General features: G+C 56.2%; 11 protein-coding genes. 2 read left to right on the top strand and 9 right to left on the bottom strand.

Features of this window, described 5'->3' with window-relative positions; genetic code table 11:
• Positions 1-3: 3 nt before the first annotated feature.
• The gene (gene cls / locus JN414_RS07455; RefSeq protein WP_202207348.1) at positions 4-1,416 is read right to left on the bottom strand and encodes a cardiolipin synthase; all 1,413 of its coding nucleotides are present in this window, start codon (positions 1,414-1,416) and stop codon (positions 4-6) included.
• A gap of 115 nt (positions 1,417-1,531) precedes the next feature.
• On the opposite strand from cls, the gene JN414_RS07450 reads away from it, so the two are divergent.
• Positions 1,532-2,248, top strand: a complete 717-nt coding sequence (locus tag JN414_RS07450; RefSeq protein WP_099212259.1) for an arginyltransferase — start codon at positions 1,532-1,534, stop codon at positions 2,246-2,248.
• Positions 2,249-2,250: 2 nt separating this feature from the next.
• Here the strand turns inward: JN414_RS07450 and parC are convergent, their stop codons facing one another.
• Positions 2,251-4,461: a DNA topoisomerase IV subunit A gene (gene parC / locus JN414_RS07445; RefSeq protein WP_202207347.1), complete on the bottom strand. Its 2,211-nt coding sequence runs from the start codon at positions 4,459-4,461 to the stop codon at positions 2,251-2,253.
• On the opposite strand from parC, the gene JN414_RS07440 reads away from it, so the two are divergent.
• Positions 4,438-4,914 (top strand): hypothetical protein, encoded by a 477-nt coding sequence (locus JN414_RS07440; RefSeq protein ID WP_202207346.1) that lies wholly within the window; start codon positions 4,438-4,440, stop codon positions 4,912-4,914. The genes parC and JN414_RS07440 overlap by 24 nt on opposite strands.
• On the opposite strand, the gene recO is transcribed toward JN414_RS07440, so the two are convergent.
• The 7 genes from recO to proS all read right to left on the bottom strand — a co-directional run bounded on the left by recO (position 4,874) and on the right by proS (position 14,500).
• Positions 4,874-5,671, bottom strand: a complete 798-nt coding sequence (gene recO / locus JN414_RS07435; protein WP_202207600.1) for a DNA repair protein RecO — start codon at positions 5,669-5,671, stop codon at positions 4,874-4,876. The genes JN414_RS07440 and recO overlap by 41 nt on opposite strands.
• Positions 5,672-5,794: 123 nt before the next feature.
• A complete protein-coding gene (tsf, locus tag JN414_RS07430) occupies positions 5,795-6,703 on the bottom strand; it encodes a translation elongation factor Ts (RefSeq protein WP_046901436.1) in 909 nt (302 codons plus the stop codon).
• 102 nt (positions 6,704-6,805) lie between these two features.
• A complete protein-coding gene (rpsB, locus tag JN414_RS07425; RefSeq protein ID WP_046901435.1) occupies positions 6,806-7,600 on the bottom strand; it encodes a 30S ribosomal protein S2 in 795 nt (264 codons plus the stop codon).
• Positions 7,601-7,771: 171 nt separating this feature from the next.
• The gene (gene dnaE / locus JN414_RS07420) at positions 7,772-11,194 is read right to left on the bottom strand and encodes a DNA polymerase III subunit alpha (RefSeq protein WP_202207345.1); all 3,423 of its coding nucleotides are present in this window, start codon (positions 11,192-11,194) and stop codon (positions 7,772-7,774) included.
• A gap of 60 nt (positions 11,195-11,254) precedes the next feature.
• Positions 11,255-11,944: an ABC transporter ATP-binding protein gene (locus tag JN414_RS07415; RefSeq protein ID WP_202207344.1), complete on the bottom strand. Its 690-nt coding sequence runs from the start codon at positions 11,942-11,944 to the stop codon at positions 11,255-11,257.
• Positions 11,937-13,184, bottom strand: coding sequence for a lipoprotein-releasing ABC transporter permease subunit (locus tag JN414_RS07410; protein ID WP_202207343.1), 1,248 nt, complete (start codon positions 13,182-13,184; stop codon positions 11,937-11,939). Before JN414_RS07410 ends, JN414_RS07415 begins: the two co-directional genes overlap by 8 nt.
• On the bottom strand, positions 13,184-14,500 hold the full coding sequence (proS, locus tag JN414_RS07405) for a proline--tRNA ligase (protein ID WP_202207342.1): 1,317 nt from the start codon (positions 14,498-14,500) through the stop codon (positions 13,184-13,186). The genes JN414_RS07410 and proS overlap by 1 nt, the downstream gene beginning before the upstream one ends.
• Positions 14,501-14,506 lie beyond the last annotated feature (6 nt).

Here is a 14,506-nt window from a genome sequence, read left to right as displayed (position 1 = left end):
CGGTTACAGGTAAGGAAGAAAAAGTCTGAGCGCTGAGTTGCGGACCTGGATCAGATAAGGCGTCCGATCAATATCGTGGTGGGTCAGGCGGTTTTTCCGGTGACTATCCATGAACGCAGACAGGTCGCGCGCAACGCCCGTGTCGTAAATCTCCAGATTGATTTCGAAATTCAACCGCAGAGAACGTACGTCCAGATTAGTGCTTCCAACAAAGCTCCATTCATCGTCCACAACCATGAGCTTGGAATGGTTGAAGGGCGGATCGGCCATCCATATGCGGCACCCGGCATCCAGAAACGGCCTCAGATTGGCGTCGCGTGCATAATCAATAATGGCATGATTGCTGCTTTTGGGCACCACGACGTCAATCACTACGCCCCGCAGAGCGGCCAGATTCAATGCGGCTGAAAATCGATCGTCTGGCAGAAAGTATGGCGTCATGAGGCGAACATGCGTCTTTGCCAACGTGATAGCCTGAAGCATTCCGTACTCAATCTTCTCCAGATCTGCATCTGGCCCAGACGTAACAATCCGCATGGGTACATCACCAACCGGAACCGGCTCAGGCAGATACGGCTCCCCACGAAGCTCTTCCCCGGTTGTAAAAGACCAATCCCAGGCGAATGCTACGGAAAGCTGATGCACAATCGGCCCGCGCAACTGGAAATGCGTGTCCGCAACCGGCAGTTTGGTGCGGAGACGAAGCATGTTCTCCTCACCAATATTCAGGCCACCCATGAAACCAAGACGACCATCCACCACCAGAATTTTACGGTGATTGCGGAGGTTGATGAACGGCATGCGCCATGGCCACACAGAATGCATGAACCGCGAACACTTCACGCCATCCCGTCGCAGGCGGCGTTCAATCGCACACCTGAAATACCCACTCCCGATTCCATCGACCAAAACACGAACTTCGACGCCCCGTCTGTGTGCTTCGACCAGAGCTTCCGCGAACATTTCTCCGATCCTGTCGGCCCGGAAGATGTAAGAGCACAGCACGATCGACGTCTGCGCCTGATTGATGGCTTCGATCATGACGGGATAGGCGTTATCCCCATCATGCAACACTTTGACAGAGTTCCCCCCCATCAGCGGCCGCTCTGTCAGTCGCCCGAGCATCTTCGCCAATGGCGCCAGATGTCCGTCCATCACCTGCCGGTATTTGGCGAGCAGCTCCCGTCCTTCCCAGGAATGATGATCGATCATCTTCCGGGCCCGGCGATGCACCCGGTTGATGCCGAACATCAGATAAAGCGCTGTCCCGACAAACGGTCCGACCCAGCACACGCCAATCCACCCGGCACAGGCAGACGTATTCCGTTTATGCCGCAGCGCATGGAGCGTCACGCAGATGGGAAGCGCCCAGCGAAAAAACGTCAGAACACAATCCAGAATGGTCCAGTGCCTCATAAAACTCCCAATCAGGCCGAGGCTATACTCTTCCCGCAAAGATGATGGATGCGCCAGCGTCCTGTCTGGGTTAGGCTGAAGAACGCATCTGGTTTTCCATTGGAGGAGCGGCCCTGTGCAACACCGCCCACAGCTCTTCTATACAACCGAGCCAGCACCATGCCCGTACCTGCCCGATCGCATGGAGCGCAAGGTTCTGACTGATCTTTCCGGCCCGAATGCTTCGGCATTGCATGACCGTCTGTCCCAGGCTGGCTTCCGGCGCAGCCATACAATCGCCTACGCACCTGTCTGCATCGACTGCCGGGCCTGCAAGCCCCTGCGCCTTCCTGTAGGACTCTTCACGCCTTCGCGTGCCCAGAAGCGCGTCTGGAAGCATCACGAAAATACCAATGCTGTCATCATACCGCCGGTGCCAACGCAGGAGCAGTTTGCCCTGTTCCATGCCTACCAGGAAAGTCGGCACACGGACGGCGACATGGCCCACATGTCCTGGCAGGATTACGTCGAACTGATTTCCAACACCCCGGTGGAAACGGTTGTCGTGGAATTTCGAACCCCTGAAGGCCAACTCGTCTGCGTCAGCCTCGTGGATATTATGTCTGACGGCCTGTCCGCAGTTTATACGTTCTACGATACATCCAGCCCGACGGCCTCCTGGGGAACCTATTCAATCCTGACGCTGATCAATCTGACCAAGCGGCGCGGAAGCCTTCATCTCTATCTAGGCTATTACGTCCCCGGCAGCCGGAAAATGGCTTACAAGGCCACCTTCCGTCCGGCTGAGATCTTCCAGGGTGGTCACTGGGAAACGTTGGCCGCACCGGTCTGACATCAGCTTGGTTTGCGCAGGATCCATTGCGGAGCGGCACGCCCAACTGCACCGCGCCGTCCTTCAAGCGGGGCCAGATCAGCAGCAGGTCGTACACGCTGCCCGGGCTGCCACAGAAGGCCTTCCTCAAGCGTAAAGGCCCTGAGATCCCGCAATGTGCTCTCGCCCAGCTTCTGAAGAGACACGCCTGACCCACGCGTCATCTCAGGAACCTGTTCCATTGGGAAAATAAGAACGCGCTTGTTATGCCCGACCGCCAGAACATGCGTTCCAACTGCCGGAATACAGGCAAAAACGCTTTCCCCATCCTTGACGTTAAAAACCTGCTTGCCGGTCCGCTTCTCGGCAACAATCCCAGCTTCAGACACAATCATGCCACGCCCAGTTTCGGAGGCGATCAGGCGCTTGCCATCCTCCGTCACAGGGAACATGGCAACGATGCGCTCTTCCTGCGCAATGTCCATCAGCGTCCGCACCGGCTGACCAAAACCACGTCCACGGGGCAGATCCGCAGCTTTGAGTGTGAACGCCTTTCCTCCGCTGGCGATCAGGCAGACCCGGTCTGTGCTCTGACATTCCGCCATCAGTCCCGGCGAATCACCTTCCTTGAAGCGATGGCCTTCCGGGTCCAATCCATGGCCTTTCATGGCCCGTATCCAGCCTTCGCTGGACAGCAGAATTGTCAGAGGCTCACGATCAACCTCCAGAGCCGCTGAAATATCGATGGCTTTGGGCGGTTCAGCAATTGTTGTCCGGCGATCACCTAGTGGGCCACTGCCGAATTTCTTGATCGTGGCGTCCAGATCTTTGCCGATCCGTGTCCAGCGCCGCTTTTCAGAACCCAGAAGGGTTTCAAGAGATTTCCGCTCATCCGCCAGTGCATCACGTTCTTTACGGATTTCCATCTCTTCCAGGCGCCGCAAAGAACGCAGGCGCATATTCAGCACGGCTTCCGCCTGAATATCCGTCAAAGTAAAGGTCTTCATAAGGCAGACCTTGGGCTCATCTTCTTCTCTAATGATGCGGATGACCTCATCAAGATTCAGATAGACCGCGAGAAAGCCGTCAAGAATTTCCAGTCGGCGCAGGACCGCCGCAAGACGATGGTTGGAACGTCGAACCAGCACTTCATGCACATGTGCGAGCCAAGCCTGAATGACCTGCTTGATCGACAGAACACCCGGTACACGATCCCCGCCCAGAACATTCATGTTCAAACTGAACCGGCTTTCAAGTGCCGTGTTGCGGAACATCGTCTCCATCAGGACCTCAGGATCACATCCCTTGGTCTTGGGCTCCAGCACCAGACGAATTTCCATGGTGCTTTCATCCCGGACATCTCCGAGCAAGGGCAGCTTACGCTGCTCCATCAACTCGGCAATCTGTTCGATCAGCCGGGATTTCTGCACCTGATAGGGAATTTCAGTGACGACAATGCACCACGTACCAAAACGTCCCTGTTCAACTTCCCAGCGCGCCCGTGTCCGGAAACTGCCTCGCCCAGTTTCGTAAGACCGGATAATCGAATCCCGATCTTCCACCAGAATGCCGCCCGTCGGGAAGTCAGGGCCTGGAATGTAATCGACGAGTTCCGCAACCGTTGCTTCAGGCTTCTCAATCAGCAGCTTTGCAGCTCGGCAGATTTCACCAGCATTGTGAGGCGGAATGCTTGTCGCCATGCCCACCGCAATACCCGCGGAGCCATTGGCCAAGAGGTTCGGGAACGTCCCAGGCAGCACGATCGGTTCGTGATCTTCGTTGTCGTAGGTCGGCCGGAAATCGACAGCATCATCGTTGATGCCATCCAGCAGCGTCTGGGCAATCTCTGTCAGGCGGCTTTCCGTATATCGCATGGCAGCCGCGCCATCACCGTCGATGGAACCAAAGTTACCCTGCCCCTCCACCAACGGATAACGGACGGCAAAATCCTGCGCCAGACGCACCAGCGCTTCGTAAACGGACGCATCACCATGCGGATGAAACTTACCGATCACGTCACCGACGACACGTGCACACTTTTTAAACCCTGATGTGGGATCAAGGCGTAGCTGCTGCATCGCATAGAGGAGGCGCCGGTGCACCGGCTTGAGACCATCACGCACATCCGGAAGGGACCGCGACATGATCGTCGACATCGCATACGCAATATATCGCTCGCTCAAAGCCTCCGCGAGCTTGGTATCCTCAATATGACCCGCCAGATCAACGCCCATGCACTTCCCCTTTTCTCCGCAGGAATTAGACACTGGCGCCCGCTTCTGTCCAGCGTCGCCCTCGTTCTTCTTTCGGCCTGTTCACCCTACCGGCCCATCCTCCATGAGGAAGATACACTGGCTCGCAGCGGCTTTGTCGCCCATCCAGCCGATACAACAGCCCGCTGGCAAATGATGAACCTGCTTCCTGCCAACACCATGACGTACCGCATGCAAGGCAATATTCCGGTCCTGCTCTATGCGGATCCGACAGCCTGCGGGTGCGTCTATATGGGCAATATGTCAGCTTACCACGCTTACCAGTCCGGCCACCATGTCTCTGCGAATGAAGAACAACGTATGACCGCAGAAATTAATCAGCATCCGGGATGGGACTGGTCCGTCTGGAACTGGAGTGCAGACCCGGATGTCGTCAGTGGTCTTCGCCCAGGTCCGGTTCAGGTGCAATACTGACCTCATCATTCTGCAAATCGTCTGGCTCCGTCAACCTACGGACACGCTCGAAAAGCCTTTCATGGGCGGCAGGCAACGGTTGATGCCGGACGCCAAAGACCCAGCGTGACAGGAAATGACCTGTCAGTGTCATTCCCTGTAACCATTCGTCAGGCAGGCCTTCTTCTTCGTCATGTCGCAGGAAGGCCGGAAGCGGCAATAGACGGTCCCGCCATTCTCCTGCTCCCGCAACGCTGACAGCCCGGCCAGATCGTGGAGAGACAAAATTCAGATCTTCAGTGGCTCCAGTAACTGCACAGGTCGAAAGATCCAGACCGTACCCAAGGCCACCGAGCAGTTCACGTTCCCAGCGAATATAGGCCGCCATGGGGGGCGGCTCCGGAGCAACAGCAATCAATGTCAGCAGGCGGATCAAGCGCATGAAAAGCTCAGGATGAGGCTCACCCTGTGGGAGCGCCCCGTCAGCGAGGGCACACGCACTGCTGACCATCGCCAGTTGCAACGGCAAGTCCAGCAATCTGGCTCCAACACTTTGCACAGGCTCGGCAGTCACACCTCCAAGCTGATCAGACAACCGGGCGCGCCATCTGGCCATAACAAGATTACCGGTTTGCCACAGCGGGGCCTGTTTCCGTGAACCACCACCACGGACCATTCCATGCGAAACACCGTGCTCTTCGCTCAATAAGTGAACAAGTGCGCTGCCTTCGCCGTAGGGTCGAACGGAGAGAACAAGCGCAGCGGCCTCCCATTCCATCATTGCAAAGCAGCCCCACAGCCCCTCAAAACAGAAAAACTCCCGCACGATGACCATGCGGGAGTTTCCAGTCTCTCGTATCCAACTGAACAGGCAAGCCCATCAGCCGGAAAAAGAAAGATCTTACTTCGTGCCAGCAGCAGCAGCCACTTCAGCAGCGAAGTCGTTTTCTTCCTTTTCGATGCCTTCGCCAAGCTGGAAGCGCTCGAAACCAATCAGCTTCGCACCAGCCTTCTCAACGACCTTGGACACGCGGCTTTCGCCGTCCAGTACCCAGACCTGCTCAAGAAGCACAACTTCTTCGTAGAACTTGCGGACACGACCTTCGACCATCTTTTCGATGATGGCTTCCGGCTTGCCGGACTCACGAGCCTGCTCGATCAGAACAGCGCGCTCACGCTCCAGAGATTCCGGATCAACGCTTGCAACGTCCAGAGCAGCCGGACGGGTTGCAGCAACGTGCATACCAATCTGGCGGCCGAGCGTCAGAATAGCTTCGCTCTCGGACGGTGCTTCAAGAGCAGCCAGAACGCCGATCTTGCCAATGCCCGGACGCAGTGCACTGTGCACGTAGCTTGCGACAACGCCGGTCTCTACGGACAGAACCTTGGCGCGACGAATGGACATGTTTTCACCGATCGTGGCGATCAGGTGCGTCAGTTCGTCAGCAACCGTACGGCCAGACGGAACCTTGGAAGCCTTGATGGTTTCCAAGTCATCACCAACTTCCAGAGCAACCTGAGCAACCTGCTCAACGAAAGCCTGGAATGCTTCGTTACGGCCAACAAAGTCCGTCTCGGCATTGACTTCGACCATAGCGGCGCGGTTCGGGCCGGAAACAACGCCAACCAGACCTTCTGCCGTGGTACGGCCAGACTTCTTGGCAGCCTGGGACAGGCCCTTCGTGCGCAGCCAGTCGATGGCGGCTTCCATGTCGCCAGAGGCTTCAGTCAGAGCCTTCTTGCAATCCATCATGCCTGCGCCGGTGCTTTCGCGTAGCTCGCGAACCAGGGCTGCGGTGATCTCTGCCATGTTCTCTTATCCCTCGAAAAGATCATGCGGCCGAGCGTAAACGCCCGACCGCATGCATGTTTTTCAGTTGCCGTGCCATCAGAGAGAACACGGCACGCTGTCTCAGTTAGCGGCTGGAGCCTGCTCACCTTCGGCGACGGCAGCTTCAAGAACTGCGGTCTCAGCCGGAAGCTCTTCTTCAGCGCCGATATCGTGGCCGGAAGCAGCCAGCTCAGCAGAAATACCGTCCAGAACTGCGCCAGAAATCAGGTCACAGTACAGGGTGATGGCGCGGATAGCGTCGTCGTTGCCCGGGATCGGGTACGTGACACCGGCCGGGTTGGAGTTGCTGTCCAGAATGCCGATGACCGGAATGCCGAGCTTGTTGGCTTCTTCAACAGCCAGCTTTTCCTTGTTCGTGTCGATCACGAAAATCAGGTCAGGCAGGCCGCCCATTTCCTTGATACCGCCGAGGGAGCGCTCGAGCTTCTCACGGTCACGCGTGATGTCGAGAACTTCCTTCTTCGTCAGACCAGCCGTGTCACCGGACAGCATGTCGTCGATCTGGCGCAGACGCTTGATGGAGCCCGTGATGGTCTTCCAGTTCGTCAGCATGCCGCCGAGCCAGCGGTGGTTTACGTAGTACTGGCCGCAACGCTGGGCAGCTTCAGCAACATGCTCAGCAGCAGCGCGCTTCGTTCCAACGAAAAGAACGCGACCACCGTTTGCAACCGTCTCGCGGACCAGCTTCAGGGCGCGGTCCAGCAGGGGAACGGTCTGCTGCAGATCGATAATGTGGACCTGATTGCGAATACCAAACAGGTACGGCGCCATTGCAGGGTTCCAACGGCGGGTGTGGTGACCGAAGTGAACGCCGGCTTCAAGGAGCTGGCGCATGGTGAATTCTGGCATTGCCATGATTCAAATTCCTAGCATCTGGTTAGACCTCCGCATGACGACGTCCCTTGCGGAACACCAGAAAACCTCATGGTCATGCGTGCGGATTGTCCGCCAACCTCCTTGAAGGGAAGAAAACGGACGAGCGCGATATGGCTGATACGCGCCCTTATTGCAAGAATTTTCTCTGGTTTATCGTTGTTCAGCCTTCTCTACGCCACGAATGGTGCGCATCCGCTCCGCCAACCGAGGCGTCACGCGATATGTCCCGGGCAGAAGGATTTCCACATCCTGCGTCTCTTCCAGAGATGGAAGCAGTACGACACGCCCATGTCCGCCACGCATTTCTTCAAGCATTTCGGAAAGACTGGGCAAAGCGGATGACTGGCGAAGCCACACACGCATTTCAGACCGCTCAGCAGCAGCCGCGACCTCCAGATCCATGACGCTCTGGGCCGTAATCCGCAGAGCGTCCCCGTCCAGTTTGAGTTCAGCCTGCACAAGAATAGCTTGCCCTGCGACCAAGAGATCTCGGCAGGACATCAATGTCTCAGCGAAGAGCGTGACTTCACAGCCACCACCACTATCTGAGAGATTGACCCACGCCATTTTCTTGCCAGTTCGGGTAGGACGCTCTTTCTTATCCACAACGCATCCCGCGATCTTGACGCGGGTACTTCCTGTTTTTGCAGCATTTTCCAGTGCGTTCGACGGCGTGACCCCCAAGCGTCTAAGGACCGTGCGGTATGCATCTAGAGGATGGGCGCTCATATGGAAACCAATAGCAGACGCTTCCAGCGAGAGACGTTCGAAATCCGGCCAAGGGCGCCCCTCATTCAGACGGAGAATTTCCCGCTCCTGTCCGCTCCCGCCAAACAGACCCGTCTGACCAACCTGCTGTTCCTGCGCTCTCGCCTGCGCCCGGCGGATGAGGATGTCCGCACTCGCGAATACGGTGTGGCGGTCTTTAAGAAGACTATCAAAAGCTCCTGATTTTGCGAGATTTTCTATCTGGATTTTGTTAATGCTTTTAGGGTCACATCGCTCTGCAAAATCTGTCAGATCCTTGAAAGGACGGTCCCCGCGAACTGCCACCACCGCCTCCATGGCGGCAGTCCCGACGCGCTTGATCGCTGAAAGCGCATAACGAATGCCCTGACGCCCGTCCTCCAGTGTCTCAATGGAGAAATCCGCCATTGAGCGATTGATATCAACGGGAAGCACCGAGATGTTCATACGCTTTGCTTCCTGATAAAGCGCAGCGAGTTTATCCGTCTTTTCCCGTGCCAGAGACATACAGCCAGCAAGGAATGCGACTGGATGGTTCGCCTTCATCCAGGCCGTTTGATATGAAACCAGAGCATAGGCAGCGGCATGTGACTTGTTAAAGCCGTAGTCCGCAAAACGAGCCATAAGATCAAAGACTTCTACGGCTTTATCTTTTGGAATTCCTCGGGCCGTAGCGCCGTCAGTGAAGATCTCGCGTTGCTTCTCCATTTCAGACGCAATCTTCTTGCCCATGGCGCGTCTCAGAAGGTCAGCACCACCGAGGCTGTATCCCGCCATTTTCTGAGCGATCTGCATGACCTGTTCCTGGTAGACCATGATCCCATAGGTCTCTTCCAGAATATCCCGAATTTCTTCGTGAGGCGGCTCCCATGCCTCGCCATGTTTGCGCCGACAATAGTCCGGAATGTTGGCCATCGGCCCCGGTCGATACAACGACACACCGGCAATCAGATCTTCCAGACGGCTGGCGGCCATCTGTTTGAGCATATCGCGCATGCCCGCGCCTTCAAACTGGAAGACACCAGCCGTGTCTCCCTTCGCGAGCATTTCAAAAGTCTTTTTATCGTCTAACGGGATACGTGAGAGATCGACTATAATTCCTTGTTCTTTAAGGAAATCCAGACCACGCTTCAGAATTGTTAATGTCGTCAGACCAAGGAAGTCGAACTTGACCAGTCCGGCCTGCTCAACAAACTTCATGTTGTACTGGGTGACCAGCATGTCGCTCTTCGGATCTCGATAAAGCGGCACCAGTTCGACCAGTTCTCGGTCGCCAATCACGACGCCTGCGGCATGTGTTGAGGCGTGCCGATAGAGACCTTCAAGCTGAAGAGCAATTTCCAGAAGCCGCTTCAAAGCTTCATCGCTGTCTCGCATCTCCTGCAGGCGCGGTTCGCCCTCAATCGCCTGCGCCAGTGTCACTGGTTTGGCAGGGTTATTTGGGATCAATTCCGCAACCCGGTTAACCATGCCGTAAGGCAAACCAAGTACACGACCAACGTCCCGGACGGCAGCTTTGGCCTGAAGCTTACCGAAGGTAATGATCTGAGCGACACGGCTTCCACCGTATTCCTCACGAACATAGCGGATAACTTCGTCTCGCCGGTCCTGACAGAAGTCGATATCAAAGTCAGGCATCGAGACACGTTCCGGGTTCAGGAAGCGCTCGAACAGCAAGCCGAAGGGTAGCGGATCAATATCAGTGATGGTCAGTGCATACGCCACCAGTGAGCCTGCACCCGATCCACGCCCAGGCCCTACGGGAATATCATGCGCTTTTGCCCACTGAATGAAGTCGGCAACGATCAGGAAGTAACCGGGGAAACCCATCTTCGCGATGATGTCGAGTTCAGTCTGCAGCCGATCTGAGTAGATTTTTCTTTTGTCTTCGTCCGCACTGATCGCTTCAAGGCGCTTTTCCAGCCCTTCCCATGCCATAGCACGAAGCGTTTCTTCTTCCGTTGAACCCTCACGAACCTTCGGGCAAATCGGAAGAAGTGGCTTTCGCGTACACGCAGCGACGGCACATTTCTGCGCAATGATCAGCGTGTTATCACAAGCTTCCGGCAAATCCTTGAAGATCTCACGCATCTCAGCCGGCGTCTTGAACCAGGCCTGCGGGGAAACGTGCCAACGATCGGCTTCGGCCATCGTCCGCCCTTGGGCAATACAGATAAGCGCATCATGGGCTTCGTGCATCTGCGGCGTCGGGAAGAAGCACTCATTGGTAGCGACAAGGGGAATATCAAGCTTGTCCGCGAGTGGGATCAGAACGCTTTCGATTTCGCGTTCACCCGCCGCGCCGAAGCGATTGAGTTCCACCGCAATATTACCTGGAAAAGCGTCTGCCAGACGACGCAGCAGTTCTTCTGCCTCACCTTTCTGCTCGTCATAAATCAACCGATTGATCGGCCCACGATTGCCGCCAGTCAGAAGAAACAACCCGTCGGCATGCTGACACAGCACATCCACAGCGATTGTTGGATCAGCCGGATCGCCATTCAGAAAGCCCTCAGAGGACAGGATCTGGAGATTGGCCAGTCCCGTCTCGTTCCGGGCCAGCACCACCAGCGGCTCAGAAGGAGCTCCGGGCTTGGTGCTGCGCGATGGAAGTGAGAGCTGGCAGCCCACAATTGGCTGTACACCGCTGCTTCGGCAGTAAAGAGAAAATTCCAGAGCACCAAATAGGTTGCCACTGTCCGTCAATGCAACGGCAGGCATACCGTTCTTCACAGCCAGACTAACCAGATCTGGAATGCGAATGGCGCCCTGGCTCAGGGAGTAAGCTGAGTGATTACGGAGATGGACAAAATCGGCATGAGGCATGCCTCTATTCTATCAGGACCGGCGAGCAGATACAGCGCTCTTCTTGCCGGTCACCTCAACTCAAAACGGTACGAGCTTCCCATCCCGTAACGTCACCGTCCGGTCCATACGGGCCGCAAGTTCCTGATTATGCGTTGCAATCAGTGCTGCAACGCCTTCCTCACGAACGGCACGCAATAGCTCATCAAAAACGTGATCAGACGTCCCAACATCCAGATTACCGGTTGGCTCATCCGCAAGGAGAAGTTTTGGCCTGTTGGCTAAGGCCCGCGCAATAGCAGTCCGCTGCTGCTCACCGCCAGACAGGCGGCCGGGCAGAGAATTCAGGCGATGAGACAATCCAAAACGTCCCAATAGATCTTCGGCACGCGCCTTCGCCACCTTTGCGGACACACCCGCAACCAACTGGGGCAACATGACATTCTCGCGTGCCGTGAACTCACCTAACAAATGGTGAAACTGATACACAAACCCGATTTGATCACGTCGGACAGCAGTGCGAACGCTATCACTCAGTCCACTTACGGCGTTGCCACTGATATAAACTGTACCTTCGGTGGGAGCTTCCAACAGCCCGGCGAGATGCAAGAGCGTAGATTTTCCGGTCCCGCTCGGCGCCACAAGGGCGACAATTTCACCGGGGTAAAGCGTAAACTCGGCATTCGATAGAATTTCGAGCGTTTCTTCGCCTGACCGAAAACGACGCGTCAGATTCTCCAGCTTTAATGCTGGCACCTGTGCCTCACTCATGACGCAACGCCTCAATTGGATCAGTTCGCGCTGCTCTCCAGGATGGATACAGCGTTGCGAGAAGAGAAAGCACCAGAGACATGGCAATCACTTCTCCAACCTGCGACCAGACCAGCTTCGCCGGAAGACGCTCGAGAAAGTAAACTTCCGGGTTGAACAGGTTGGTTCCGGTAAGAGACTGGAGCCACTGCCGGATACGTTCGATATTCAGGGCGAACGCAATACCAAGGGCAGAACCAGCAGCCGTCCCGACAATCCCGACAAAAGCACCATTCATGAGGAATATCCGCATGATTGCGCCACGGCTCGCACCAAGCGTTCGTAAAACCGCGATATCACGTGTCTTGTCCTTCACCATCATGATCAAGGACGAGATAACGTTGAAAGCAGCCACCAGAATAATGAGCGTCAGAATGAGGAACATGACGTTCTGCTCAACCGTCACAGCATCAAGGAAGCCGTTCGCGCTCTGCGTCCAGTCCAGAACCCGAAGACGCGGGTCATCAAGGCGTTGCGCGATGGCCTGACGTGTGGGCTGAATGTTCGAAGGGTCGTTGGTTGAGACCTGGATCAGGGAGACGGCGCTCCCGAGCATCAGAAACTTCTGTGCGGCAGGGAGCGGCACCAAAACGATGTTCGAGTTGTAATCGTTCCAGTTGGCATCGAAGATGGCGGCCACATGGTACGTCTTCACGCGCGGCATCGTGCCAAACGGTGTGGCCTGGCCGTCCGGAGACAACAGGGTGATCGGAGAACCGACCGTCAGACCAGCGCGATCGGCCATGGTCGTCCCGATGGCAACAGCATCGTCGCCGGTAAAACGATCAATCGAACCGGCAATAATCCCGTTACTTAGAGCACGCCAATCACGAAGATCCTGCTGGGCGACACCCTGAACCTCTGCACCCGTCGAGTATCGTCCGGCTTCCACGAGCACAGTCCCCTGCGCCATGGGAATGACAGATTTCACTCCAGAAACAGAGCGGATAGCCTCGACGTCGTTCTGATAGGCTTCAATAGGGCGACCGTAGCCAAACACAGTGAGATCACCGTGAAGGCCAAGGATACGCCCCATGAGATCGGCCTTAAACCCGTTCATCACCGACATGACGATGATGAGCGTGGCCACTCCGAGCGCAATTCCGACCAATGAGAAAACTGCAATGATCGAGGCGAAGCGTTCGCCACGGCGGGCACGCAGATAGCGCCCCGCCACCATACGCTCGAAGCGGCCAAACATCAGGCTGCTCCGATCTTGGCCAGCGCTTCAGCCACCGGCAGCTCGAACCGCTCACCATCTGCACGGCGCTTCAGTTCAACCTTGCCTTCCTTGGCACCACGAGGACCGACAATGATCTGCCAGGGATGACCCATCAGATCAGCATCGTTAAACTTCACGCCCGCGCGCTCGGAGCGATCATCGTACATGAAATTCTCTGGATCAGCCCCGTAGATATCTTCGCAGATCGCGTCACAGGCTTCATCACCCGGACGCAGGTTGAGGATCGCAGCTTTGTACGGCGCAACGGAATCCGGCCAGATAATGCCAGCGTCATCGTGCGATGCCTCAATGATTGCACCGACCAGACGGGAGACACCGACACCGTAAGACCCCATGTGAGGCGAGAATTTCGTCCCGTCGGCACCGCTGACTTCGATACCCATGGATTCCGTGTACTTGGTGCCGAAGTAGAAGATGTGGCCGACTTCGATGCCACGCCCTTCCCGCTTCCGGTCATCCGGCACTTCCGCCCAGGCAGCCTCGTCGTGCTTCTCATCAGTTGCGGCATAGTGATCCGTCACGGAAGAGAAGAATGCGGCGAGATCTTCCTCGTTATCACAATCAACCGGACGGCCCAGCCAATCCTGCTCTTCAAGAGCAGCGTCAAAGAATACGCCGCTTTCACCAGTTGGTGCGAGAACCAGGAACTCATGGCTGAGATCACCACCGATCGGCCCCGTATCTGCAACCATTGGCACAGCGCGAACGCCAAGACGCTGGAAAATCCGCAGATAGGACAGCATCATGCGACGATAGCTGTTAACCGCGCCCTGATAATCCGCATCGAAGGAATAGGCGTCCTTCATGAGGAACTCACGACCGCGCATCACACCGAAACGGGGACGCACCTCATCACGGAACTTCCACTGAATATGATACAGCGCCTTGGGAAGCTGCTTATAGGAACTCACGGACGATCCGAAGATATCCGTGATCATTTCCTCGTTCGTCGGTCCGTAAAGCAGCTCACGACCATGACGGTCCTGAATGCGGAGCATCTCCGGACCATAAGCGTCATAACGCCCTGAACGACGCCACAGATCAGCAGACTGAAGCGTCGGCATCAGGACTTCCTGAGCCCCGATTGCATCCTGCTCTTCGCGGATGATCTGCTCGATGTTCCGAAGAACACGCAGACCCGCTGGCAACCAGGCATAAATACCCGAGGAGGTCTGGCGAACCAGACCTGCACGTAGCATCAGGCGGTGAGACGCAATTTGCGCCTCCGCCGGAACTTCCTTCAGCGTCGGCTGAAAGGCTTTACTCAGACGCATACTCTA

The sequence above is a fragment of the Gluconobacter sp. Gdi genome (assembly GCF_014132155.1).
GTDB lineage: Bacteria > Pseudomonadota > Alphaproteobacteria > Acetobacterales > Acetobacteraceae > Gluconobacter.
This window is presented reverse-complemented; position numbering and strand designations above follow the sequence as displayed.